23 protein-coding genes are annotated in these 26,603 nt (G+C 45.8%); 7 read left to right on the top strand and 16 right to left on the bottom strand.

What is annotated here, in order from left to right:
• Window positions 1–7: 7 nt before the first annotated feature.
• The 14 genes from Q1A08_RS16725 to Q1A08_RS16660 form a co-directional block, all read right to left on the bottom strand.
• Window positions 8–2,704 (bottom strand): nitrate reductase, encoded by a 2,697-nt coding sequence (locus tag Q1A08_RS16725; protein ID WP_299774999.1) that lies wholly within the window; start codon window positions 2,702–2,704, stop codon window positions 8–10.
• The gene (nirD, locus tag Q1A08_RS16720) at window positions 2,704–3,054 is read right to left on the bottom strand and encodes a nitrite reductase small subunit NirD (RefSeq protein ID WP_299774997.1); all 351 of its coding nucleotides are present in this window, start codon (window positions 3,052–3,054) and stop codon (window positions 2,704–2,706) included. The genes Q1A08_RS16725 and nirD overlap by 1 nt, the downstream gene beginning before the upstream one ends.
• A gap of 8 nt (window positions 3,055–3,062) precedes the next feature.
• The gene (nirB, locus tag Q1A08_RS16715) at window positions 3,063–5,597 is read right to left on the bottom strand and encodes a nitrite reductase large subunit NirB (RefSeq protein WP_299774995.1); all 2,535 of its coding nucleotides are present in this window, start codon (window positions 5,595–5,597) and stop codon (window positions 3,063–3,065) included.
• 39 nt (window positions 5,598–5,636) lie between these two features.
• Window positions 5,637–6,830: an alginate export family protein gene (locus tag Q1A08_RS16710; protein WP_299774993.1), complete on the bottom strand. Its 1,194-nt coding sequence runs from the start codon at window positions 6,828–6,830 to the stop codon at window positions 5,637–5,639.
• A 20-nt stretch (window positions 6,831–6,850) separates the two neighbouring features.
• On the bottom strand, window positions 6,851–7,687 hold the full coding sequence (locus Q1A08_RS16705) for an ABC transporter ATP-binding protein (RefSeq protein WP_299774990.1): 837 nt from the start codon (window positions 7,685–7,687) through the stop codon (window positions 6,851–6,853).
• Window positions 7,687–8,685: an ABC transporter permease gene (locus Q1A08_RS16700; RefSeq protein ID WP_299774988.1), complete on the bottom strand. Its 999-nt coding sequence runs from the start codon at window positions 8,683–8,685 to the stop codon at window positions 7,687–7,689. Before Q1A08_RS16700 ends, Q1A08_RS16705 begins: the two co-directional genes overlap by 1 nt.
• A gap of 40 nt (window positions 8,686–8,725) precedes the next feature.
• Window positions 8,726–10,105 carry a CmpA/NrtA family ABC transporter substrate-binding protein gene (locus Q1A08_RS16695; protein WP_299774986.1) on the bottom strand — a complete coding sequence of 460 codons (1,380 nt, stop codon included), beginning with the start codon at window positions 10,103–10,105 and terminating at the stop codon, window positions 8,726–8,728.
• 349 nt (window positions 10,106–10,454) lie between these two features.
• Window positions 10,455–11,513 carry a CmpA/NrtA family ABC transporter substrate-binding protein gene (locus tag Q1A08_RS16690; RefSeq protein ID WP_299774984.1) on the bottom strand — a complete coding sequence of 353 codons (1,059 nt, stop codon included), beginning with the start codon at window positions 11,511–11,513 and terminating at the stop codon, window positions 10,455–10,457.
• A 17-nt stretch (window positions 11,514–11,530) separates the two neighbouring features.
• On the bottom strand, window positions 11,531–12,124 hold the full coding sequence (locus Q1A08_RS16685) for an ANTAR domain-containing protein (protein ID WP_299774983.1): 594 nt from the start codon (window positions 12,122–12,124) through the stop codon (window positions 11,531–11,533).
• 235 nt (window positions 12,125–12,359) lie between these two features.
• Window positions 12,360–12,782: an SRPBCC domain-containing protein gene (locus Q1A08_RS16680; RefSeq protein ID WP_299774981.1), complete on the bottom strand. Its 423-nt coding sequence runs from the start codon at window positions 12,780–12,782 to the stop codon at window positions 12,360–12,362.
• A gap of 5 nt (window positions 12,783–12,787) precedes the next feature.
• Window positions 12,788–13,270: a DUF3291 domain-containing protein gene (locus Q1A08_RS16675; protein ID WP_299774979.1), complete on the bottom strand. Its 483-nt coding sequence runs from the start codon at window positions 13,268–13,270 to the stop codon at window positions 12,788–12,790.
• Between the two features lie 18 nt (window positions 13,271–13,288).
• The gene (locus Q1A08_RS16670) at window positions 13,289–14,188 is read right to left on the bottom strand and encodes a bile acid:sodium symporter (RefSeq protein WP_299774978.1); all 900 of its coding nucleotides are present in this window, start codon (window positions 14,186–14,188) and stop codon (window positions 13,289–13,291) included.
• Between the two features lie 76 nt (window positions 14,189–14,264).
• Window positions 14,265–14,564 (bottom strand): hypothetical protein, encoded by a 300-nt coding sequence (locus tag Q1A08_RS16665; protein ID WP_299774976.1) that lies wholly within the window; start codon window positions 14,562–14,564, stop codon window positions 14,265–14,267.
• 32 nt (window positions 14,565–14,596) lie between these two features.
• Window positions 14,597–15,787 (bottom strand): sulfatase-like hydrolase/transferase, encoded by a 1,191-nt coding sequence (locus Q1A08_RS16660; protein ID WP_299774974.1) that lies wholly within the window; start codon window positions 15,785–15,787, stop codon window positions 14,597–14,599.
• Between the two features lie 484 nt (window positions 15,788–16,271).
• On the opposite strand from Q1A08_RS16660, the gene Q1A08_RS16655 reads away from it, so the two are divergent.
• Complete coding sequence (locus tag Q1A08_RS16655) at window positions 16,272–17,459, top strand: NnrS family protein (RefSeq protein WP_299774972.1); 1,188 nt, start codon at window positions 16,272–16,274, stop codon at window positions 17,457–17,459.
• A gap of 11 nt (window positions 17,460–17,470) precedes the next feature.
• Complete coding sequence (locus Q1A08_RS16650) at window positions 17,471–17,854, top strand: DUF971 domain-containing protein (protein ID WP_299774970.1); 384 nt, start codon at window positions 17,471–17,473, stop codon at window positions 17,852–17,854.
• 1 nt (window position 17,855) lies between these two features.
• Here the strand turns inward: Q1A08_RS16650 and gltS are convergent, their stop codons facing one another.
• Window positions 17,856–19,055, bottom strand: coding sequence for a sodium/glutamate symporter (gltS, locus tag Q1A08_RS16645; RefSeq protein ID WP_299774968.1), 1,200 nt, complete (start codon window positions 19,053–19,055; stop codon window positions 17,856–17,858).
• A gap of 56 nt (window positions 19,056–19,111) precedes the next feature.
• Window positions 19,112–19,678 (bottom strand): DUF4136 domain-containing protein, encoded by a 567-nt coding sequence (locus Q1A08_RS16640; protein ID WP_299774966.1) that lies wholly within the window; start codon window positions 19,676–19,678, stop codon window positions 19,112–19,114.
• 236 nt (window positions 19,679–19,914) lie between these two features.
• Between Q1A08_RS16640 and Q1A08_RS16635 the strand changes: the two genes are divergently transcribed.
• The 5 genes from Q1A08_RS16635 (at window position 19,915) to Q1A08_RS16615 (ending at window position 26,572) form a co-directional block, all read left to right on the top strand.
• Complete coding sequence (locus Q1A08_RS16635) at window positions 19,915–20,511, top strand: hypothetical protein (RefSeq protein WP_299774965.1); 597 nt, start codon at window positions 19,915–19,917, stop codon at window positions 20,509–20,511.
• Between the two features lie 130 nt (window positions 20,512–20,641).
• Window positions 20,642–21,706 carry an efflux RND transporter periplasmic adaptor subunit gene (locus tag Q1A08_RS16630; protein WP_299774963.1) on the top strand — a complete coding sequence of 355 codons (1,065 nt, stop codon included), beginning with the start codon at window positions 20,642–20,644 and terminating at the stop codon, window positions 21,704–21,706.
• 49 nt (window positions 21,707–21,755) lie between these two features.
• A complete protein-coding gene (locus Q1A08_RS16625) occupies window positions 21,756–24,821 on the top strand; it encodes an efflux RND transporter permease subunit (protein ID WP_299774962.1) in 3,066 nt (1,021 codons plus the stop codon).
• A gap of 72 nt (window positions 24,822–24,893) precedes the next feature.
• On the top strand, window positions 24,894–25,514 hold the full coding sequence (locus Q1A08_RS16620; protein WP_299774960.1) for a glutathione S-transferase: 621 nt from the start codon (window positions 24,894–24,896) through the stop codon (window positions 25,512–25,514).
• A 161-nt stretch (window positions 25,515–25,675) separates the two neighbouring features.
• Window positions 25,676–26,572: an ABC transporter six-transmembrane domain-containing protein gene (locus Q1A08_RS16615; RefSeq protein WP_299774958.1), complete on the top strand. Its 897-nt coding sequence runs from the start codon at window positions 25,676–25,678 to the stop codon at window positions 26,570–26,572.
• The last annotated feature ends 31 nt before the right edge of the window (window positions 26,573–26,603 follow it).

Here is a 26,603-nt window from a genome sequence, read left to right as displayed (position 1 = left end):
ATTACCTCTAAACGCTGACCCTGACTATTTGATCTTGCGGGCTAGCATGTTGTTTAAGCAACGCAGACAATTCAGTTTTGCATGATCCACAATTCGTACCACAGGACAGACGCTCTCCTAGGGCAACTACTGAAGCAGCACCCTTAGCAATCTCATCGACTATGGTTTTTTCATGCACATTAAAACAGCTGCACACTTTGCGTCCTTTTAAAAAACTCTGCTCAGGTTTGGCCAATAGCACCGAATTAACGCTTTCTGGACTACTGCCTTCAGCCAACATTAGCTCTTCAAGCCAGGCCTTAGGTAAATTCACATGCTGATTTGATGCGAAGGCAAGCAGCTCACACCGCTCTTCACGAAGACAGTAAATATTTTCACTGTTAAGCAAACGGTGGCCGAGCCACTGAGCATCGCCTTCGCTTAATTTCTTAATCAGGGCGACGGCTCGATCAAGCTCTTGATTCATTGCCAGATAATAGTGAAAGCCTGCCTCACCACGGCTCTTTAGATAAAAACTATCGGCAGGCAGCGCCCCTAAATCCAAAGGGCGGCGACTATAGATTTGTATATGAGATTCATAACTGATTTTACTTAGCGCCACCGCAGCCTGTTTTAGTTCGGGCTGCCCCGACAGGGGATCGACAACGCTGTCATAGAGATTGCTCACATTGGCGGAAGAGGCAAACTGTTTCGACCAATGAATAGGCATAAAACACTGTCCTTCGCACATCGCCTCTGATATCTGCACAAAGGCCGTTACCGAGCCCACCTTGGATCGCGCGCGTAATATGTCTCCGGCCTTAACCCCTAATTTTTCAGTATCTTTTTTTGCTAGATAAATATAGGGGCGATCGATGTGCCCGCTTAAGGACGCGGATTTACCACTGCGGGTCATGGTGTGCCATTGATCACGAATGCGCCCAGAGTTTATCAGCCAAGGAAATTCAGCACTGGAATTCTGTACTGGTTGGCGGGGCTGCACGGCATAAAGCTTAGCTTTCTTTGAGGCCGTACTGAAGCGAGCGTCTTTAAATGCTCTTTTACTTTCCTGACGTTCATTAAAAGGCCATCGGCGTGGTTTAAACTGATCATACTGAGTAATGCTTAAACCCTGCAAAGCCGAGAGATCGAGCTGGCGTTGGCCATTATTTTCAAAAGCCGTTAAACCTACCCACTCGTTAAACACCTCAGCCGGATGCTGATAATCAAAGCCCTCAAAACCCATCGCCTGGGCTACTTCGCTGATAATCTTCCAGTCGTGCTTCGCTTCACCGGGCGGCAAAATCAAACCACGCTGACGGGATATCAGGCGCTCGGAATTTGTCACTGTACCGTTTTTTTCCAACCAGGCACTCGCCGGGAGCAGCACATCGGCATAATCCAACATATCGCTATTGCTGGCACATTCAGAGACCACCAGAAAATCCAGAGCCTCTAGCGCTTCAACAATTTTGGGGCGATTTGGCATACTCACTAAAGGGTTAGTCGCCATCACCCAAAGCGCTTTAATTTTTCCTGCCGCTATGTCGTCAAATAGGTCGACGGCCATTTTCCCCGGCTGGCTTGCCATAGTAGGCGAACCCCAGTAGCGTTGCACTGTGTCACGGTGTTCGGGGTTTTGGATATCCATATGGGCCGCCAGTTGATTGGCTAAGCCGCCCACCTCACGCCCGCCCATCGCATTGGGCTGACCGGTAATTGAAAATGGCCCGCAGCCCTCACGCAGTATTTTACCCGAGGCTAGGTGGGCATTAATAATACTCTGACATTTATCAGTGCCCGAAGAAGATTGATTAATACCCATCGAATAAAAACTAATGGCTTTATCAGCATGCAAAAACAGCTGATAAAAGCTATCCAAATCTGATTCGGCAAGGCCACAGTATTGCGCGGTTTTACTCAAACTCCACTCACTGGCCGCCTGCAAAGCCTCTATAAAGTTTTCACAGTGGTTTGAGATAAACGCCTCATCTAAACCATCCCGCTGGGATAAGTAATCGAGCAAGCCATTGTATAAAGCCGCATCACTGCCGGGAGCCAGAGGCAAATGTAGATCGGCAAGCTCAGCGCTTGGGCTGCGCCGCGGATCAATAAGTACCACTTTCATCTCAGGGCGCAAGCGCTTCGCTCGCTCCATGCGCTGATATAAGACCGGATGGGTCCAGGCCGCATTGGAGCCAATCAGCACCAGCAGGTCGGTACTCTCTAAATCTTCATAACTGCACGGTACAACATCTTCACCAAAGGCGCGCCTATAAGCCGAGACCGCTGATGACATACACAGGCGTGAATTAGTATCGATATTGGCCGAACCTATATAGCCCTTCATTAATTTGTTGGCGAGATAATAATCTTCTGTAAGGATTTGCCCGGATACATAAAACGCCACAGCATCAGGGCCATGCGTATCAATAATCGATTTAAATTCACTGGCTACTTTACCCACGGCCTCAGGCCAAGTCACAGCCTGCTTATTAACCATTGGCTGCAACAAGCGATCCTCATGGCCTATCGTTTCCAGCAGATGCCGCCCTTTTACACACAGCCGGCCATAATTCGCTGGGTGCTCGGGCGTACCCCGCAAGGATTTTGGCACGCCCCCCTCAAACTCAATATCAACACCACAGCCTACACCACAATAAGCACAGACAGTTTGCGCCAAAGCAGAGGCCTCTCTGGCAATAATCGCCCCGGGATTATTCATTAGGGCTCCATCGCTGCCGCTAGTTGAACCAAATCGCCCAGCAAACGTACCGGGTAGACAGTCAGCTGGACATCACTGTCATCCAAGCACTGGCCACTCAATAAGGAGAAACGCTGCTTGTACAGCGGGGAAGCGACCACAGGTTCATCTGATACCGAACCAATCATGCCCCTGCTCATTACATTCGCAGCACCAACGGGGTCAAAATTCCCAATCGCATACAGTTCTTGCTCCCCTCGCGTGATTTGAAAAATAGCTACTTGGGTATTGCCAAGGCGTACACAGATACCCGAATCCTTAACCAAGTCAGCTCGCGTACATACATCAATCCACTGATCAGCATTCATCATTTATTCTCCTAAGCGAGTTCTTTTTCAGGCTCATCCTCACTCGCAACGACTGTTGAGCGGGGAGATATTTGTTCGCGAACCCGAATAAACTGAATACTGTCATCAGGCTCATCACTGTTCACAAAGGATCTAAAGCGCTTGAGCGCCTCTGGATTTTCAAGAGTGGTTTTCCATTCGCACTGGTAGGCTCCTACTATGTGCGTCATTTGCTTTTCTAATTCATTGGCAAGGCCAAGGGAATCTTTGATTACTACTTGTTGCAGATAATCCAAGCCACCTTCTAGGTTCTCCATCCATACAGATGTGCGCTGCAGTCGATCGGCCGTGCGCACATAGAGCATCAGCATACGATCGATATAACGAATTAGGGTTTCATCATCGAGATCCGTGGCAAATAAATCGGCATGGCGCGGGCGCATTCCACCATTACCACAGACATAAAGATTCCAACCATTTTCCGTGGCGATCACCCCAACATCTTTACTCTGTGCTTCAGCGCATTCACGGGTACAGCCAGAGACTGCCATTTTAATTTTATGGGGTGCACGCAGCCCCTTATAACGATTCTCCAGATAGATAGCCATGGCAACGCTGTCTTGCACACCATAGCGACACCAGCTTTCACCTACACAGGATTTTACCGTGCGCAGTGATTTACCGTAGGCATGCCCAGTTTCGAATCCCGCGTCAATTAACTCGGCCCAAATAGGTGGCAGCTGCTCTAAGCGTGCGCCAAATAAATCGACTCGTTGGCCACCGGTAATCTTTGTGTAGAGATCGTATTTCTTAGCAACTTGACCAAGCACAATGAGTTTCTCCGGTGTAATTTCACCTCCGGCAATACGGGGCACCACGGAATAGCTGCCGTCTTTTTGCATATTCGCTAGATAAGTATCATTGGTGTCTTGCAAGGGCACATGTTGTTCAGCCAAGATATATTCATTCCATTGCGAAGCCAAAATTGAACTCACTGCTGGCTTACATATATCACAACCCATGCCTTTACCATGGCGGTCGAGTAAGTCATCAAAGCTCTTGATTTGCTCGACCCGCACAATGTCAAACAGCTCTTGGCGACTAAAGGCAAAGTGCTCGCAGATATCGCTGCTAACTTCAACACCACGCTGCTCTAAAGTCGTATCGACAACTTTCTTTAGTAGTGCCGAGCAACCGCCACAGCCGGTACTGGCCTTGGTGCAATCTTTAACCGCCCCAATATCACAGGCACCACCATCGATAGCCGCGATCACATCGGCCTTAGAAACATTATGACAGGAGCAAATGGAAGCTGAGTCTGGCAGGGCATCAACCCCCAGCGTTGGCGCGCCTTCGGCTATCGGTAGAATCAAGGCTTCGGGTGCATCCGGAAGCTCGATGGAATTCAAGCAATACTGCAGCAAATTATCGTAGTCACTGCAGTCACCGACCAATACGGCGCCCAAAAGTTTTTTGCGATCAGCACTGACAACGATCTTTTTGTAAATAGATTCAGGCTGGTTCTCATAGGTATAACTAAGACTACCTTCGGTATTGCCGTGGGCATCACCGATGGAACCCACATCAACCCCCATCAGTTTTAGCTTGGTGCTCATATCGGCGCCGCTAAACAAGGGCTGCTCACTGGCCTGGGTTAGCTGCGCAGCAGCCACCTTCGCCATTTGATAGCCTGGGGCAACCAAGCCATAAATGCGCTGCTGCCACAAAGCGCACTCACCCACCGCATAGATACTGGAATCGGAAGTTTGGCAGGCATCGTTGACGACGATACCACCGCGCGGCCCCACTTCAAGCTCACAACATTTTGCCAACTCATCATGAGGGCGAATGCCCGCTGAGAATAGAATTAAATCGGTTTCTAGTTCGCTGCCATCGGCGAAACACATTTTGTAACGACAACTGTCTCCGGCGATGATTTTTTCGGTAGCTATAGAGGTATGCACCGACACACCAAGCTCGGCAATTTTTTCTTTAAGTAAATCACCACCGGCTGCATCAAGCTGCACGGCCATCAACTGTGGCGCAAATTCCACCACATGTGTCTCCAAGCCTAGTTGCTTGAGAGCATTAGCGGCCTCTAAACCCAACAGGCCACCACCAACTACAACCCCGACCTTGCTTTGTGCCGCCGAAACAGAGATCGCTTCTAAATCTTCTATAGTGCGATACACCAAACAATGATCTTGATCGCCACCAGAAATGGGGGGCACAAAGGGGTAAGAGCCGGTCGCCAGCACTAACTTATCGTAGCTGTAGACCTCACCGGACTCAGTGGTCACTGATTTAAAAATACGGTCAATGGTTTTAACCTTGCTGTTACAATGAAATTTAACCTGCCATTGTTGATAGAGGTCGGCATCGCATAAAGCGAGATCATCGGCGGTTTTACCCGCAAAATACTCCGACAAATGTACACGGTCGTAAGCCAAACGGGGCTCAGCCGAGAGTACGGTAACACTCGCTTCCGGGTTATTTTTGATGACATTCTCAACAAGGTGATGGCCAACCATGCCGTTGCCCACCACAAGAATATTATTACTTTTCATGTTTACTCCCAGGCTAAATTTCTTTTGCGGTTTCTGGCTTTAGAATTTAGCGCCAAGCCACAGCCATAATTTATCGGTATCAACTTTTCCAGCAGCTACATCACCGGCTTCATAAGTCGCGTATTTGAGGCCCACTGAATATTTCTTTGCGAAGGGCATCACCACTTGAACGCCTAGCTCGCTACCTAGATCATTAAGCCCAGGGCTCGATTCATCAGCAGAGAAATCGTGATAAACCACCATCCATTTCGCGCTATCGACTTTACCTGCCAGCGACACATACACGTCTTCTAGGCCTTGCTTTGGGGTCCCAAGGAATTGATCTGTCCAGCCATTAAATTTGTGCAGCGTAGCAAGCGGCGTTGAGAAACCATATTGCCCGCCGTCAGAGCCTAAAAGCTCATAACCCAATTTTGCCGTAAGGCCTGATGCCTGCACTCCCAGCTCAAGCTTTTGATAATCTGCATCGAAATCTGAGCCGGCGGCCTTTTGAGTTTGCGTTGCGTATTCCAGATCGTAGAGAAACTTTATGTCATCGAAGCTTTGCTTACCTTTAAAGCTAAAGCCATAACTGTCATTAGTGGCGCCATTACCTTGATCAAGTTCGAGCATATAGCTATAGGCCACAAGCTTACCGATGGATGTTTGATAGGCGATGTTGATCAAGTGATCTTTTGAATCAATATCTTTTTCATCAGAAAAAATACGATTGCGCTTGCCGATATAGGCATAATTTAAGCTGAGGTCTTTATTGGCTTGATAAGACAGACTGAGCCCATCAAAGGTTTGCCTATCTTGTCTAAAGCCCACATGCCCAACGAAACGATGACCATCATAGGTCATTACTTGCCGACCAACTTTTGCTTTGAAGCCTTTGTTTTTGTATTGCACAAATGCCTGATCGACCTCTGTGGTTTCCGGATCAGCAATCACGGAAAACTGACGATTATCCCCAAGGGTATTATTGTAATCGTCCACGCCAAATAGAGATCGAGAGTCTTCCATGTCAATATGCGCCGAAAACCCTTCAACTACCTTTGTGCTAACACTGACTCGCGTTCGCAAAGTCAAGGCATCTGCATCTTGCAGGGCATTGCTCTGGTCGACACTCTCATAACGCATGCGCATATCAATATTGGCTTTGACAATCTCTTCAGCTATTACATTGACACTGCACACACTGGCCAATACAGACAGCAAGCACTTTGATTTTACATTCTTGATCTGTTGCATAATGGATTCCTAATTTTTCATCATGAAGCATTGCTAAGAGCTACCCTGGATTTATCCTTGGCTTTAATTGGCTCTACTTTTCGTTGTTTCTCATATAGAAACGTTAGCACTGCTGAGCGAAGATGGTTGTATTCACGATCTTCGGCTAGTGCCAGGCGATTGCGTGGCCGCTCGAGATTGACTTCTAGAATTTCACCGATGGTTGCTGCTGGCCCATTAGTCATCATAACGATGCGATCAGAAAGCAATACGGCCTCATCTACATCATGGGTAATCATGATCACGGTATTATTGAGCTCATCCTGGATTTCCATTAGTGAATCTTGCATATGCGCGCGAGTTAAGGCGTCCAGCGCACCAAAGGGCTCATCCATCAACAGCACCTGCGGCTGCATAGACAAGGCCCTTGCGATTCCAACACGCTGCTTCATGCCCCCAGATATTTCATCGGGCCTTTTATGCATGGCGTGCTCCATATGCACTAAGCGCAAGTTATGCTCGATCCACTCGGCCATTTCGGCTTTACTCATCTTGCCGGCAAAAACTTGTTTTACCGCCAGCTCGACATTTTCGTAGGCCGTAAGCCAGGGCAGCAAAGAGTGATTTTGGAACACTACCGCACGCTCTGGGCCCGGTTCGTTGACCTCTTTACCATCTAAAATGACGCCCCCCATACTGGCTTGATACAAACCCGCCACCACATTTAACACGGTTGATTTTCCGCAGCCTGAATGACCAATCAGTGAAATAAATTCACCTTGCTTGATTTTTAAGTCGACCGATTTAAGCGCAGTAAAGTCTCCTTTAGGCGTAGGGAACACCATGTCGATATTGCTGATATCTAGAAACGCTTGCATTACCTTAACTCCGTTGATTTATCCCAAGACAAGGCGCGCTGCAGTTGCAACATACTGCGATCTAATAAAAATCCGATAACGCCAATCACCAGAACAGCGGTCATAATCCGACTCAGAGATTGTGAACTGCCATTTTGAAACTCATCCCAAACAAACTTGCCCAGTCCCGGATTCTGCGCCAGCATTTCTGCAGCGATAAGCACCATCCAAGCAATACCCAGCGATAAACGCATGCCGGTAAATATCGCAGGAATAGAAGCAGGTATAACAATCTTTCTAACATGACTGAACGCCGGCAAACGCAAAACCTTACTGACATTGACCCAATCTTTGTTCAGCGATGCCACACCCACCGAGGTATTGATCACCATGGGCCAAAGACAACAGAGCGTTACCGTAACCAAAGAAACGATAAAGGATTTAGCAAACATAGGATCTGAACTGACATAAACCGCACTTACCACCATAGTTACCAAAGGCAACCAGGCCAGCGGCGAGACCGGCCTAAAAATTTGTATCACTGGGTTAACCGCGGTGTTGAGCTTCTCACTTAAACCAATGGCAATGCCTAGCGGAATCGCAACAAGCACCGCCAAAAGAAAGCCACTCATTACAGTAATTAAGCTGGTAGCGATTTGATCCAGAAAGGTTTCCTTACCCGTATAAGGCCTAATCTTCGCAGAGTAATTTGGATCTTGAGCTAAACGCTTGGCATTGCGTTCTTCTTGTCGCTGATAAAACGCGGCTTCTTTCTCACGCTCTTGTTGATGCTCGAGATAGAGATTTTGCAACTGTTCAGCAACTGCCTTCGGCCCTGGAAACGCGCCTAAGGAGGTATTGATGCTGCTAGCGGCCATCGACCACAACAATAAAAAGCCCACAATACCCAAGCCCGGCAGTAGCAGTGCCTTTAAAAAATTTTGAAATAGAGCAAGTACCAGAGCAAAGCAGAACCGCTCCTCACCGTCTTGCGTCAACTGGCGAATTACCGAAATCATAGTGTGCCCACCCACATTTATCGAGACATTACAGCGCGCCCTATAGGGCATCGCCTTGTTTCAAGCCAATCGTAAATTTATTGATGTAGTCGTTCGGCGTATTACCGTCGTAAACTAAGTTATCGATAAAGTGCTTTTGTGGCGCACGAAAACCTGTCTCGTTTGAAAAATCAGGAAACTCTGAGGCCATAGCCAATTTTTCGTCGATCAACGATTCAGCTGCTTTTTGGTAGATATCTGGGCGATAGACTTTCCTGGCAATATCTTTGTACCAACTGTCAGGTTTGTCTTCGCTGATCTGCCCCCAACGGCGCATCTGGGTTAAATACCAAATCGCATCAGAGTAATATGGATAGGTCGCGTTATAGCGGAAAAACACATTGAAGTCGGGCACCTTTCGCTTATCGCCTTTTTCATATTCGAAAGTACCCGTCATGCTATTGGCAATCACATCATAGTCGGCACCAACGTAATTCGACTGCGACAGAATTTTTACCGCTTCCGGGCGATTAGCATTATTGTTTTCATCTAACCATTTTGCGGCGCGAATCAGCGCGCGCGTTAAGCGTATAGTGGTATTGGGGTATTTCTCTGCAAAAGCTTCAGTAATACCGAAGACCTTCTCAGGGTTGTTTTTCCAAATTTCATAATCAGTGATAACTGGAACACCAATACCTTTAAACACAGCCTGCTGATTCCAAGGCTCACCTACGCAATAGCCATAGATGGTTCCCGCTTCTAAGGTGGCTGGCATTTGCGGCGGTGGTGTTACTGATAGTAAAGCCTCAGCATCAATTTTCCCCGAGGTGTCACCTTTGTGCGGCGCATAAAATCCAGGATGAATACCGCCAGCGGCAAGCCAGTAACGTAATTCATAGTTGTGGGTGGAAACTGGGAACACCATCCCCATATTAAAGGGCTTTCCAGCTGCATTATATTTATCCACCACTGGCTTTAAGGCATCCGCCTTAATCGGATGCTGAGGCCTGCCATCGGCCATTTTCGGAATATTGGGCTTCATTTGTTTCCAAATTTCATTGGAAACGGTGATGCCATTACCGTTTAAGTCCATGGAAAATGGAGTAATGATATTGGCTTTCGTACCATAACCAATGGTTGCCGCAATAGGCTGTCCAGCTAGCATGTGGGCACCGTCTAAGCGTCCATCAATCACACCATCTAGTAGAACTTTCCAGTTGGCTTGCGCCTCGATGGTGACATATAGCCCTTCGTCCTCGAAGTAACCTTTTTCATAAGCAATGGCTATTGGCGCCATATCCGTTAACTTAATAAAACCAAAGCGCAACTCTTCTTTTTCTGGGTAGCCTAGCTTTTGTGCCACTGCACTGTTTGCCGCAAAACAAGCGCCACCAATAATTGCGGCACTTTTCACCAAGCGACTCAACTGTTTAAGTAACATATAAATTCTCCAAAAAAAAAGCCCACAGAACATCACCAAGGATGGTGTTCTGCGGGCTTCGATGCCGAAATATCGTAAGACTGTGAATGCACTACAACGTTGTAGCTTTAGCTCATTTGCACACTAAGTTTCTTTCGTCTGTAGCGGCCTGTTTAGTAGAGTTAAACCAGGTCAATAAAGACTTGGCTCTCTCTTCACACTCGTTGTGATTATAAACATCATGAGATAATTATTAGATTTGCAAAGTCGATGCCAACTTTTCTAAACCCCCGATTTTGCTGATTCTTATCAAACTTTACTTAGATACATGAGCTAATTTTGAACCAACACTGTGCATGTCGCACAAGTATCAGGCATAAACCTCCCAAGCCCGCTCATAAATGTCTTCACGATAGGCCCTTCCTACGACATCAGAAAAGTCATCTCGACTTTTTATTTGACCTGCTCTTTGCATTTGCACCAATAGCCAGTCACCGTAGGAGGCCAACGGACTGAAATCTGATCGGTTTTCGATAGTAAGAAATTGATTATACTGCGGGACCTGGCGAGCTTGCTTTTGCGCATTGCCCAAACTAGCCCCAAGCAATGATGGCGCCACCACATCTAAAGACAAATCCAAATAATCTTGACGTGATAAAATCCGCGCCGCCTCCAATCGATTGGCGCTACTGCTTAACCACTGACAACTATCCCGCAATGCAGCCATCAATGCATAACAAGTGTCTGGCTTGCTTTCATACCAACAGTCAAGCAAACCCAGTACTTTTTCTGGGAAACTGGGCCAGATATCAGTAGCTGTCAACACCGTGCATGCATTGCCACTCCGAACGGCCTTGGTGTTCCACGGACTACTAACGCAAAAGCCATCAATATCACCGCACTGCAAAGCTGTCACCATCTGTGATGGTGGTAAAATAATGATCTCGATTCTTTCCAAGGAAACATCAAAGCTTCTAAACCAACTTAATAATTGATAATAGTGGCAGCTATAAGGATGAACCGCAGCAAAGCGTAAGCAGCGCTCGCCATCTTCGGCCAGCAGCTTTTCCAATACTCTCGCCGATAACGGCTGCAGCAACTCTGTTTTGCCATTGAGGCGACATATCTCATGCTGTAGATCATGTGAAATAGAGATAGCGTTCCCATTGCGACTGAGCACCATGGGCGTAATAAGCCGAGGGCCCTCGTTAAGCTTAATATTTTCAGCTAGCGGCATGGGCGCTAATAGCTGAGCAGCGTCGAGTATTCCAGCATAGAGTTTTTCCCTCAGGGTAGACCATGAATTCTGCATACAAAGCTGCACTTCAAGCCCATACCGATTGAAAAAGCCACATTCCTGCGCGACGACAAATGGGGCGCTATCACTCAATGGCATAATACCTAGCTGCAATACAGATTTTTCAGTCAATTTGGATTCTCCGTTTACTAGTCCTCTAACACCGAAGCGATAGATAAAATATTTTTGGCCACTTCTTCCACCTTTTGACCATTATCCATCGCCATCTTTCTCATGCGGTGATAGGCCTGCTCTTCACTCAGCTGCTTCTTCGTCATTAGCCAGGTTTTGGCCTTGTTAATGACCTTTTGGCCATTCAGCAGATTCTTGGTTTGCTTCAGCTCATTTTTTAGCTGTTGAAACTCTTGAAATCTTGCAATTGCTACACTTATTACTGAACGAACTCTTTCAGCATTCACATCCCCAATGACATAGGCGCTCACACCAGATTTCACCAATTCTGAAATGGTGTTTTGATCCTCATCTTCAGAGAACATAACCACAGGTTTGGGATTCAACTGCGAAATATAATTTAGATTTTCGATGACATCTCTACTCGGAGACTCCACGTCCATAAGAATGAGATCAGGCTCTGCATGATCAATCTCCTTTAGCAGGGAAATTCCAATACAGCTTAGATGCTTAACGTCATAGCTAGAGCAATCCAATGCTTCGAGTACCACTTTGGCTTTTGCTTGATCTCGTTCGATCAACAACACCTTGGTGGCTTTGGCTACGGACATTTTCGTTTCTCACTTTATCTAACAGCTTCTAGCCAGCCACACAGCAAGGTTCGTTCCAAGTAGCCTTGCTATCGCTTTTTTCGCTAAAGCAGCGCGCAACTAGGATTTATCCGTCAGCAGATATTAAAATATTTAGAGAGGAGCACAGAAAAAGGGCGAGGAAAGAAAAATTGCCCTATAAAGGTTAGCTGAAAACTATAGCTACGATAATAAAGAGGTGGAAAAGCCTGAAAGTTTAGCTTAAGTAATCTTTAAGGCTTTGCCCAATTAGATAACGCCAGCCTGCCAAGCTATTGTTATAACTAAACAGATCATCACCAGTAATGGACTCATGACCTTCGTGGGTAAACTGTAATTCGGTTGCAGATTTACGCTCATCCAATAACCACGTGACACTAGAGTCGCCTGGATACCCTTTGTAACGCCAACTATAGACTAATTTTCGACGGGGTATCACCTCCAACACTTCCCACTGGTGTAGAAAATCCTTCCCATCGAGATGAACATTGAACTCTGTTTTAAAACCACCCCTCGCTTCAAACGCAATTAGTTCTGCGAATAACCAGCTTCGCATTGCATCGACCTGAGTAATCGCAGCCCAAACATCTTCTGCGGATTGCTCAAACCGTTCACATACCTTTATAGCTCCAGTACCCATCTTGGCTAGGCACAACGATCCTGAAACGCTTCAACCAACTCTCCCGTCGGTGGCGCAAAAGGTTGTTTAAAGGTGAAGGCTGCATAGCTAGGGCCATTGCACTTGAGCAACTCTAATCGAATCTTTGCCTCCTCTGGTGTAGGCATGCGCCCCTCTTCTATCCACCAAAGCACCATATGAAAGTCGATTTTATCGAACCACTCTTTACGTCGACGCATGATATCCCTGTGATCTTGATTGCGGTAAACAAAATTCACTAGAGATTTCACATCAGTCCAAACTGACATATTCAAGGCTATATTCGGGTCGTCGAAAGCTTGCACATCCATGGCATCATTACCATCACCGGTAAAGCGCCATACAAAGCCTTGCTGATCTTCAGCAATCGCATTAACCCGATCTAGATTATTGACAAAATCCGCATTTACCGGATGCTCTTGAGGTAAACGAAACTTAGCAATATTTGCTTGCGCCAATAGATATTTCATATAGAGCTCCTTAAACCGTTAATGATTCGCCGGTGCCGTAGATCGTCGCAATGCAATCAAAGCAGCGGCCACAAACATCTGCAAACCACCGTACAACAGCAGTGCCAACAATACCATATCCCCTACTGGGTCAACCTGCCCCAACACTGCTGGGAACAGCAAAGCTTTTAGCATTAAACCAAGATTGATATTACGCACTACCACTTCCATATCAACGGCTGTGGCATCAGCATGAGAGAGCCTTAACAAGCCCCAAGAGATCAGCCAGCTGACCACCCCCATCGCTAAAATAAAGAATACAATCAGAAATACATTGAAATAGCCAAACACCTGTAGATCTAGGCGCCCAGAAGCCGATGCCCCAACCACAATCATAAGCAAACCGAACATCGAAGCTCGAATCGCCCATTTTGAAAACTGCTCGGCAGTCGAGGGAAACAATTTGAGATAGAGCATCCCTAATGCCAGTGGCAATAACAAGGTCAGCGCAATCTCTTTCATAATGTGCGCCTTAGGCATCACAAACTCTGCCGGCATATAGTTGGCAATGAGCAAATCTAAGATGAAGGGAGTAGTAAATAAGCAGGCTAAAGTCGTCACGGCGGTTATCGCGACGGATAAGGCAATATTTCCTCGAGCAAAATGCGTGAAGATATTCGAGGTCGAGCCGCCAGGAACGGAGGCAATTAAAGCCAAACCTACGGCGACACCGCCAGCCAAACCAAAAGCCGAGATAAATAACCATGCAATCGCCGGTACGACTAAAATTTGAATCGCTGTACCACTACTAACCGCCTTGGGCTCCAGCATTATTTCTTTAAAATCTTTCGGGGTTAGTGTTGCCCCCATACCGACCATCGCGGTAATTAATTGGAAAGCGGAAAACCAGTATTCATATTGGATATAGAGGGAGCCCATACACTGCCTTAGTTCTTATTATGGTTTATATGAAGGGTTAATTATGATGAGGCTAAAAGGGAAACAAAAGTATTGTTTAGTTAAGAACCGGCGCCCCAAGAAAGGAAGAAATGCCAACAGCGACAATAAATATGGCAATAAAGCCTATTATCGCGACCAAAGCCTGGCATTTATCACTGGCCCTGTCAGGCTCACCCCAGGCTTCTTTTGGTAAATGCCCCAAGCTGAGTAGACGACAGACTGGCCAGCCGATATACCAGCCTGGCCTTTCAAAGCATAAATCCCAACTGTTGATCAGCACCCACAGTAAGCCGCGAAAAATTAAAGCAATAATTCGCAAAATACTTTTAAATAACCCTTCACCCAAGTCTTCCATATGCTCCCCTAGAGAATTGCGAACAATTGCAGTTAATCGCTGAGCTGGGATTGCTCCCAAACATCCCATAGCTCACTTAACTCTTTCAATTTACTTTGACGACTATAAAACAAATTATTACGCTCACCAGGATCTGTACTGACATCAAATAAAAATTGCGTATAGCCATCTTGAAGGTATTTCCAGCGCCCTTTTCTAGCGGCTTTCATCGACTTATTTTTCCAAAATATCGCCCTATCGGAAAACGACTCTCTATCTTTAAGCAGCAAGCTTTTTCCGTCAGCACTCTCGATCAACTTGTGTTGTCCCGCCGCATCGAGAATAGAAGCGCTGATATCCATAATAATGCTTGGCTCATTTACTTTCTTCCCGGCTTCCAGCTTATTAGGCCAGCGCATTAGTAAGGGAACGCGAATACCACCTTCCCATAAAGTATCAAAACCATGGAAAAGCGGACCCGAATTTGCGAGATGTCTTCCGCCATGATCATAGGTAAATATCAGCAATGTATTATTGCTGAGCCCCTGCTGATCTAGCTGCTGCATAACTTTCGCAATCCCTTGATCCATTCTTTCAATCATTGCCACATACTCAGACCTCTTAGCCTCTGTAGCATCCCAGCCACTACCCCAATGCTCCGGCGCTAAGTCTGGCCCCTGATATGGCGGCAAGCCTGCGCTGTAGGAAAGATAAAGAAAAAAGGGACGTTCGCTCTTAGCTGCGACAAACTCCTGCGCGGCCTTGCTAAAGAGATCACTTAAATAAGCAGCTCTTTCGATAGGGACTTTATTTTCATACAAGCCGTTTTCACCATCAGAAGTTTGATGACTGTGACGGGAGAGTGTCCAAGAGTTATAGCCCAGAAAATAATCAAAACCATGATCATTTGGGTGGCGCCCTTCAGATAGCCCAAGATGCCACTTCCCAATTAGAGCCGTTCTGTAATTAGCGTCTTTGAGCCCCTTGAGTACGGTATTGCTCTCGGCCACAAAGCCACGACCTTTTTTAAAGGCTTTTCGCGGATACAAGCCACTCATCAAAGAAGCGCGCGCCGGGATACATTTTGGAGCTGAGCTGTAATGACTGTTAAATTGAACCCCCTGCCGGGCAATAGTGCTCAAAGACGGAGTACGAATATCTTTTGCCCCATAAGGCTCTATATCACTGTAGCCCATATAGTCAGCCACAATTAATACTATGTTTGGCGCCGCGGTAGCTTTCACAGTGCTACTAAAGCAAAGCAACAATATGCAGATTGAAATGATTTGATTCAGCTTACGCAATTGTAGCCACCCACTTTCCCCCATTAAATAAAATACTCAAACAACATTCACTATAACAAGCAGCTTAAAGCGAATGAGTCTCTTTAACTACAGCTATACCCAATAATTGCATCACATTAAGAAATACCATCTAAGGTACCTACAATTAATGTCCAATTTAACAGTATTCGCTGAATGACCCAGGCGACGATTTATGTTTAAATAACAACATGCTCCTTTCGCCCTTGATGCTATTCAGCTCCAGGGGCTTTTTCTTTCCCCCTTGCTGTTACCAACTCAAAATACCCCCAAGAAACAGATGGTTATAGCCATTTACTTCGATGTGAATGCTTACTTCTTGCGCCAAAACAATAAGCACAGCCCCGTGATTGTGCTTTACTGAGGCCATGATAAAGTAGCAAGGTATAACTCTGAGGATCGTACTATGTCCCTGATCCAGCTCCAGGAACCAACACCTTCCAATCCTGGTTTTTCAACAATTCTCCTGAGCGTTGGCTTTCGGCCATTTTTCGCCCTTGGCAGTCTCATCGGTGCCATATTGATGCTGAGCTGGGTATTTGTTTATCGCGGCACACTTGAGCTCCCCTTAGCCAATATCTTTAGCTGGCATGCCCACGAGATGATATTTGCTTATGCGATCGCCATTGTGGCGGGCTTTTTATTAACCGCAGTAAGAAACTGGACCGGTCTCGATACCGCACGAGGCCCACTGTTATTAAGCTTAGTCATTCTTTGGCTGCTCCCACGACCGCTAAGCATGATGCTAGCGCCTTCTCTTTGGTTGAGCATTATTGATCTAGCTTTTATCCCCGCACTCGCCATATGTTTAGCAGCACCGATCATTCGCAGTAAGAATTGGCGCAACCTGCTGTTTATCCCCATTCTAAGCGCGTTTTTTATCTGCAACCTCTTGTACCACTTAGCAATACATCAACAGCTCGAGATTAACCCCAGCACTCCAATCTTATTTGCACTAGAGCTTATACTGATGCTGATTACCATCATCGGCGCTCGAGTCATGCCGATGTTTACTCGCAATGGCACCCAAGCGGCCGTAGAACCAAGAAGCTTTCCAAACCAGCCTTTGATATTACTTGCAGTGGGAATATCACAGTTGCTGATAAACACGCTATTAGATATCAAACTACTGCAAGCTGCGAGTAGCCTAGTATTTGCCGCCGTAATTATATGGGCCTGGTTAGGCTGGCAAGGCACGGCCTTGTGGCGCAAGCCAATGTTGTGGGTACTGCATATTGCCTACCTAGGCCTAGCCATTAGCTATATCAGCAAGGCTGCCAGCCAGTATCATTTAATTGCCAATAGCTTTTGGATACACAGTGCAGCTGTACTTTGTATCGGTATGATGACCATCGGTTTTATCGGGCGTGTCAGCCTTGGTCATAGCGGGCGCAAACTAGAGTGCAGCCGTTTAATGTTAAGCAGCTATTGCCTAATGCTACTAGCGGTTGTATTAAGATTAGCCGCGAGTATATGGCCCAACCCTGCACTTTGGGACGGCGCCGCCTTTTGCTGGAGCTTAGCCTTGCTTTGTTTCGCCATTGAATTTATCCCTTACCTCAGCAGCCCAAGAGCTGACGGAAAAGACTTGTAGAAGACACGAATATGCATGAAGCCCCTAAAAAAATAGAATTCCACCGCCGCAGTCAAGAGTTGGAAGTGATCTTTAGCCAGCAGAACTATCGCTTTAGCGCTGAATTTCTACGGGTTCATTCACCCTCAGCCGAGGTAAAAGGCCACGGCCCGGGCCAAGAGGTTTTACAGCATGGTAAACAACATGTTGCCATCACCGACATCGAGGCCAACGGCCACTACGCTATCCGTATCACATTTGATGACGGTCACGACTCGGGGATATATAGCTGGGCCTATTTAGCTGAGCTTGGGCAGGATCAGGAAAGCCTGTGGCAATGCTATCTGGATAAACTGGCCGAAGCTAACTTAAACCGCGACCCAGATACCCAAGTTGTGAAAATCTTTGATATGTAAGCTACAAAGAAATTGCAAAGCGAATTAAGAAAGAGTTACTGATATCGACAAAAAAAGCCGATATCAAGGGCAAGATAATAAATGCCATTGGCGCTGGGCCATGGGACTTAGTTACCGCTGTCATATTAGCTATTGCTGTCGGAGTTGCTCCCAAAGCAAAGCCACCAAACCCCGCGCTTAATACTGCGGCGAGATAATTTCGTCCCATTAAGTTAAACAACACAAACACAATAAATAGAACAGCTGATACAGTTTGGGCTAACAGAATCAAAAGCAATGATGAAGCCATTCCAGAGATAGCCCAAAGCTGCATGCTCATCAAAGACATCACCAAAAACATACTTAAAGAAAAGTCAGAAATAACAGCTAAAGCACGACTGCGCGCTGGCCACTCTATTTTTGGGAAAAACCTTGTCACGAAGTTTGACATGATAATGCCAACCAACAAAGAGCATACAAAGAGCGGCAGCTTTAAAGCAAAGGCCAGAACCACCTGACTGACAAACCAGCCAACGATAATCACAAGATGCAAAACCAGCATTGTTGACATCAAACTAATATGGTCGATCTTTGTTTGCGCTTCATTTTCAAACGCAACCCCAATACCTGATTTCTCATCAGATTCACCAGACAAAGAATGTTTACTAATAAGAAATTGCGCTATAGGTCCACCAATTAAACTGGCGATAACCAAGCCAATTGTTGCGCTAGCCACACCAATCTCTAAAGCTCCTTTAACACCGACCTCTGAAAACTCTGGGGACCACGCTATTGCTGTTCCATGCCCTCCAATAAGAGAAGCTGAACCAGCGAGCACTCCCAATGCAGGGGGCAACTCAAGAGCCCAGGCCGCCGACATGCCAACAATATTTTGCACCACCATATAGCCCAAGGTCAGTAGCAACATAATTAGCAAGGGGCGACCGCCACTAAACAAATCAGCTAAGCGAGCATTCAAGCCAATGGCTGTAAAAAAATACACTAATAGTGTGTCGCGCACGTCAAGCTGATAGTTCAACTCAATATCCGCAAAGCCGTATAGCAATAACGCCGCCAAAGCTGCTAACAAGCCCCCGCTAACCGCATCAGGGATGTTGTAGAAACGCAGAAATGGCACTCTTTTATTTACCGCCACCCCCAAAAAGTACACAACAATTCCGAGGGTGAAGCTGACAAAATTATCTAGAGTGACCACATCCATTAGCAATTGCCCATTAAATTTATGATGGCTTTAGCAGCGTTAGTATTAAAAGCGCATTATTTGGCAGGAAATTCTTGCAGCACAGTGTCCACAGCGATCTGCAACTGCTGATCCGTACTTGGCTTTTTCAAGTCTGACTTTTTCAAGCGACTTGAAACCATTCCATGCCAAACAGGGCTATTTCGTTCTAAATCATAGACATCTATCGCCAAGCTGCCCTTAGTATACGTCCTAGTCATTAAAGTAGTACCGTAATTTGGGCCGCCCCAACGCCAATGTACATCGTATAGAACGGCAGGATCAGACTCTAGCTTTACGGTATCTCGCGCTCCAACGGAAAATGAAACAGCAATATCCGCTTGAGCTTTATCCTCAACGTAATCATAACCCTTGGCCACCAGGTTCGCTTTGATGGCTTTCATTAATCTAGGCTCTATTAACGGACTAACAACCCTTTCTCCAGTCGTCAACATAGGGTTAGCGTTTGTCCATGAAAAGGATTTATAGCTCGAGAAGTCTTGTCGAGAGTCAGAGTCAGTAAAGACTTTAGGTGTAGTCGAACATGCCGCAAGTGTAAACGCACATGAGACGAGTATAGCCACGTTCAAGGGTTTGATATTCATAGTAGTATCTCCTGATAGATATCTTTAACCTTTAAGATTATTAGAGAGGCAACCTTGAACATATTTAAACATTAAGGTTTTTTGGAAACACTGATCCAAATCAACAGGCTTCATACAAATATCATTAATCTATGCACTACAGGCAAGAGGTTTTGGTTCTAACAATTCCAGTGTTATTGGCAGCCTAACCAAAAACAGATAAATATCAAGCACTTAAGATTCAAAAGAGGCCACATATGAACAACAATGAGATTCAGGACTACAAGGAGGGGGTATCAAAGCTTCCGGATCACATCCGTGACATTCTAGAAAGCAAGCTAACATTACCGGAAATCGAAGCCCTACACGCCTATACGCTTCAACAGAAAGAAGAACACCTGAAGCAAACCCGATTAGAACTGCAGCAAGAGCTGCTCGAGCTTTTGCAGCGAACAGATGATGCAGGACTGTACGTTTCAGGCGACCAAGTCCTGCCTAAAGAAAGCGGCAGCCCCTACTCTGAAAAAGAGAAAAACTATCAATGCCCCACCACTAAGCGACTGCAACGCGCTATCGAGCTGCCTTCTAATGTGTTCGCCGTTAATTGGCTGCGGTCCAGACACTCCCAATACCATCTAAGTGACAGCGGCAAGGGGAGCGGGAGAGCCGATTACGAAAGGGCTGTAACAAAACAGAACAACCCTAATGTTAAGATGGTTTCTGTGGCTAACTATCGCTGCATGCTCGCTTTTTTTAAGCACCCAGAGTTAGATATTGAACAAATTTGCAGAGAATATAGAGCGGGCACACCTGCGGCGATATGGGCAGTACCTGAAATTTTAAAACTTAGTTAGAATGACATCACAATCAGGCAAAAACCATCAAGCCAACTTATCCATCTGCACAATTGACGCATATACTTTTATTCGACATTTCGCCGCTCCCCGCCTCTATGGGTAGCGATACAACAATCAGGAGATAACCATGAGCTACAATTTCGCCACCAAGGCTTTATTGGCCGGCTTTATCAGCATTACACTCGTAGCTTGCAGCAATGAACAGGCCCCAGTAGTTAGCGAAACGGTAAGGCCCGTAAAGCTAATCACTATTGGTACCGAGAAAGCAGAGGAAATCAACCGTTTCCCAGCTGTGGTCAAAGCCAATAAGTTTACAGAGCTCAGCCTACAAGTTGGTGGCAAACTCGAAGAATTTCCAGTCAAAGAAGCTCAGGAAATAAAAACCGGCGATCTGATCGCAAAAATTGATCCAAGCGATTACAAATCGGCTGTCGCGAGTGCAAAAGCTCAATTCGACAACGCTAAAAATGAGTACGAGCGCGCCAAAAGCCTCGCTGGAAAATTAGCCATTTCTAAAAGTGATCTAGAACAGAGAAAAACTCAGTTTGATGTAAGTAAAAACCAACTTGACCAAGCCCAAAAGGCACTAGCCGACACGATTTTGCGGGCTCCTTTCGATGGTGTGATCGCACAAACCTTTGTCAATCAGTTGCAAACTGTATCAGCAGGACAAGTTATCGTCAGCATTATTGATGAAGGACTCAACAAAGCCACTGCTGATTTACCAGCTAGTTTCGTAGCAAAAATCCCGAGGGAAACAGCAGAAGACGAGAACAATCAGGCCTTTATCATTCTTGATGCGAATCCCAACGAAAAAATACCAGGTGAATTCAGCGAAGCAACACTGATCGCCGACGCTTCATCGCAAACTTATGCCGTCAGTTTTACTTTTCCCACCCCAGACAATATCAATGTATTGCCTGGTATGAACGCCACTATAGAGCTTCATCATAAAACCAATGATTCTTTAAGAGTTGCGGTACCTGCTGGAGCGATTAACAATGACGGCAACTCTGATTTCACCTGGCTGGTTGATAGTAAAACAATGACGGTACACAAGCAGGTCGTGACTATTGAACCTGGGATCGGCCGTACTATGATCGTAAGCCAGGGGCTTAACAGTGGAGATACTATTGTCGGTGCTGGTGCCGCCTATTTATCTGAAGGTATGAAGATTAAAGAATGGAAATAAGCGCATATAAATCCATTTTCCAATCTGAATATTTGAGGTTTGTCAAACAATGAACATTGCTGAATACAGTATTAAAAACACAGTGCTAAGCGTAATAATTATTTTGCTAGCACTAGCAGGTGGCTGGTCGGCCTACAAAAATATGGCTCGCTTTGAGGACCCTGAGTTTACTATTCGTGAAGCTCAGGTAATCACCGGATACCCCGGTGCCAGCCCAGAGGAAGTAGCACTAGAAATCACTGAACCACTTGAAAAGGCCATTCAACAAATGGCTGAAGTAAAGGGAATTCGATCAGTTTCAAGCTCAGGAAAATCAGAAATAACCGTTGAAATAGCATACGAAGCCTCGCCAAACAAAGAAGCTTTGCAAATTATTTGGACCAAACTTCGCAATAAAGTAAACGATGCTGCCGGGCAACTTCCCTCCGGGGCATCTACACCATATGTGGCGGATGATTTTGGTGATGTTTTTGGGTTACTGTATTTCATCACCGGCAACGACTACAGCCCCGCCGAGAGAAAAAAATATGCTAAAAGCCTGCAAAGTAGGCTACTTCAGGTTGACGGTGTGGCTCGTGTAGATATCGGCGGATTGCAAAAAGAGGCAATTTATGTAGAAATTTCCCGACAGGAAACCTCCGCTCTCGGCGTTTCAATCTCAAACATTTATAACACTCTATCCCAACAAAACGCCGTGGTATCCTCGGGCAATGTGCGAATAGGGAACGACCGCATTGTTATCGACCCTACTGGTAATATCGACTCCGTAGAGGCAATAAGTAACTTACTCGTTTCAACCGACAATTCTGGGCGAGTAATCTATCTAAAAGATATTGCGCGAGTCTGGAGAGGCTACCAAGAACCAGATGAAAAGCTGTATCGATTTAATGGCATGCCGGCCATATCAATTGGCATCTCTGGAATTTCCGGAAGTAATATCGTCAAGATTGGACAAGCCATTGCAGACAAAATCGAATCTAGTGATAACTTACGACCAGCGGGTATGACTCTTCACAAGTTCTATCATCAAGGTGAAATTGTTGATGATTCGATTCAGAACTTTGTGGTAAATGTAATCGCTGCTCTAGTGATTGTTGTTGTTACACTATTGATTTTTATGGGGGTAAAGTCTGCGATCGTAATTGGTGCGATTTTAATCCTTACCGTCTTCGCAACATTAGCCACTATGCAATGGGTTGATATACCTATGCACAGAATCTCTTTAGGCGCTCTTATCATCGCTTTAGGCATGATGGTAGACAATGCCATTGTAGTGACCGAAGGTATACTGGTAGGCGTTCAACGCGGTGAAGATAAACTTGAAATTGCAAAACGAATTGTTAAACGCTCGATATGGCCTTTACTTGGCGGGACTTTAGTAGGAATCATTGCCTTTGCTCCTATCGGTTTTGCTCCAGGGTCCACAGCAGAATATACCGGGCATCTTTTCTGGGTGATTTTAATTTCACTTTTGTTTAGTTGGTTTTTCGCTATCTCAATAACCCCGCTATTTTGCTATCACCTGTTTTCTCAGGGCACTGATAGTGAAGAAACAAAAGAAAGTTCTGACAACAAAGTAATGCAAGCTTATAAAGCTTTACTGACTGTTTCCCTTCGCCATCGCATAAGCGTATTATTCAGCATCGTTTTACTATTCTCAGCGTCTATATGGGGCTTTCAATTTGTAAAATCAGGGTTTTTTCCATCATCTACAACTCCGTTATTCGTTGTAGATTATTGGCTCCCCCAAGGTACCGATATTAGTGAAACAAAAAAAGATACAGTACAACTTGAAAAGTTTGTCTCTTCTTTGGAGGGAGTAAAGTCCGTACAGGCATCGATCGGAGGCGGCGCACCACGCTTTATGCTGGTATACGGCCCAGAGTCACCCAATTCTGCATACGCGCAGCTCTTGGTCTCTACTGAAAACTATCAGCTAATTGATGGTCTTATGCCGAAAATTCAGTCGCATATAAATGATCATTATCCACAAGCACAAGGCAAAGTATGGAAGTTTGTACTCGGCCCGGGCGGCGGCTCTAAAATTGAAGCTGAATTTAGCGGTTCTGACCCGAAAGTACTAAGGCAACTGGCCAATCAAGCTAAAGAAATTATGGCAAATGATGGCCGAGCCCTATCCGTCAAAGACAACTGGCGCCAAGCAGTAGCTGTGGTAGAACCAGTATATGCCGCCAATGCTGGCCAGAGAACCGGTGTAAGCCGAGAAGATTTAGCAAAAGCATTGCAAACTAATTTCTCCGGGAGACAAGTTGGTACCTACCGCGAACGAGATGAGCAAATCCCAATTATTTCACGCGCCCCCGAGCATGAGCGTAAAGATATTAGCAATATTAAAGACATTTTGGTCGTCAGCTCAGCAACAGGAAAAGTCGTACCCATCACTCAGGTTACCAACGGATTCAGAACGATATGGCGTGATGGCCAACTTCGTCGCGAAGACAGAATCTGGAGAATCAAAGCACAAAGTGATCCTTACCCCAATGAGTTAACAGCTGACCTGTTTGAGCGCGTGCGCCCGCAGATCGATGCTATTCCACTACCAGCTGGCTATGAACTAGAGTGGGGAGGAGAATATGGGGACTCCAAAGAGTCCAACGATAATTTGGCTTCAACTATTCCATTAGGCTTGCTAGCCATGGTTTTGGTCGTCTTCATATTGTTTGGCACCGTTCGACAGCCCATTGTTATTTGGCTAGTGGTTCCTTTAGCGATTATTGGTGTAGTTGTAGGGCTGATAGTAACTGGAACCCCTATGGAGTTCATGGCTATTCTTGGTTTGCTTTCCCTTTCTGGCTTGCTTATTAAGAACGCGATTGTGCTGGTAGATCAAACAGACTTAGAAATCGAATCAGGTAAGCCAAGGCTGGATGCGATCATTGATGCTGCCGCTAGTCGCGTCCGTCCTGTTATGATGGGAGCCCTAACAACCGTGCTTGGCGTTATCCCCCTATTTTTTGACGCCTTCTTCAAATCTATGTCGGTAGTTTTGGTTTTCGGGCTTTCTTTTGCTACAGTTTTAACACTAATTGTTATTCCTATTTTATACGCCCAATTATTTGGGGTTAAAGACAACGAGTACAGCATTAACAAATAACGACCGGAAATGACGAGGGCTGCTTTATTGAAAGCAGCCCTTCAAAACGATAACAATAATAAAGGAGTTACCATGATCGTTTTGCATCATCTAAATAAGTCTCGCTCAAAGCGTATTATCTGGCTATTGGAAGAACTCGGTATTGAGTATCGCATCGAGGCCTATCAACGCGATGCCCAAAGTAATCTAGCCCCACCTGAGCTGAAGGCCATACACTCCTTAGGCAAATCCCCCGTCATTGAACACAATGGCCGCATCATTGCTGAATCTGGCGCCATCACCGAATACCTATGCCAGCAGTACCGTCCAGATATGATTCCCGATAAAGACAGTAACGACTATATTGATTACTTACAGTGGATGCACTTTGCAGAAAGCTCAGCCATATTGCCCCTGCTTCTCAAGATGTTTGTAGAAAAAGATGGCGCCAAAATGAATATGTTGGATCAGTATGCGCAGGTCGAGGTCGCAAAGGTAATGACCTTCTTTAACCAACGCGCAACGACAGGTTATCTGGTCGGAGGCCAGCTCACGGGCGCCGACATTATGATGAGCTTTATTGTAGATGCCCTGCATCGCGGCGGTGCGTTAGCGATGTTTCCGAATCTAAAAGCCTACCATGACTTCCTGGCCGGTCTTGAGAAATATCAAAAAGCAGAGGCTCTGGAAGCCGAGTTAGACAAAAGCATCTAATAACCCTCTTCTCGATACAGCTGTGGCAAGCGCCTAAAGCCACAGCTTCTTGCTCCTTTTCTCCTCCCCCACAACTCAATCTCAGTAATTCTGGACATCTTTACTGGTGTTTTTTGTAATAGCATAAATGATGCACTAATCGGCCTTATATAGGAGCACCTATGCTAGATAATCTACCAATAACAGTAAGTAGCCTCCTTACAAGATTTTGGAAGTCGATAAGCCTAACTTGGCTGCTCACCATATTTGAAACTGTACTGATGGCTCTTATACCCCTGTTTATTGGTTTTGCCATCGACGGGCTTTTGGAAAATAACGTTGAAAACTTTATTCACTTGATTGCTTTGATGTTTGGTTTGTTGTTTATCGCCGTGTGCCGGCGAGCTTATGACACCCGTGTTTTTGGTAGCATTCGCGTAGAGCTGGGTAAAACTCTCGTGCAACGCTCACAGCAATTGGCGACCTCAACCCTTAATGCTCGCATGGGCATGGCTAGAGAGCTGGCCGACTTTCTAGAAGAACAAGCCCCAGAGCTTATGACATCTTTTATTCAGCTGCTTGTTTCCGCCATTGTGCTGTACAGCTTTCACCCAACGTTGGCGATTACAGCGGCATCTGCTGCCTTCGTAATGATGGCCATTTATAGTTTATTTCATAAACGGTTTTATCGACTTAACTCTGTCTACAATCAGCAAGAAGAAAAGCAAGTCGATATTCTGGCAAGCAAAAAGAGTAATCGCATAAAGAATCACTTACTGCGTTTGCGCAAACTGGAAGTTAGCTTGTCAGACACAGAATCTATCGTTTACGGCCTCATCTTCTTAATACTACTCAGCTTTGTTTACTTTAACCTGTGGTTCGCCGCAAGTAATATCGAAGTAACAGCAGGCAAAATATTCGCCGTGATCAGTTACTCTTGGAGCTTTGTAGAAGCCGCACTTGTGCTGCCCATTACGCTTCAGAGTTGGTCCCGCCTGAATGAAATTATGGCCAGAATAAACAATATCGAAGCTGGCAACCCAGCAATCAGCAATAGCCAAAGCAGGCAACCTTCTTAATGCTTCTGCGCTTTGTCGTCACAATTCTGAT

It is taken from the genome of uncultured Pseudoteredinibacter sp., from assembly GCF_947500695.1.
Lineage (GTDB): Bacteria > Pseudomonadota > Gammaproteobacteria > Pseudomonadales > Cellvibrionaceae > Pseudoteredinibacter.
Note: the sequence above shows the minus strand (reverse complement) of the source record. Positions and strands in the feature narration are given on the sequence as shown.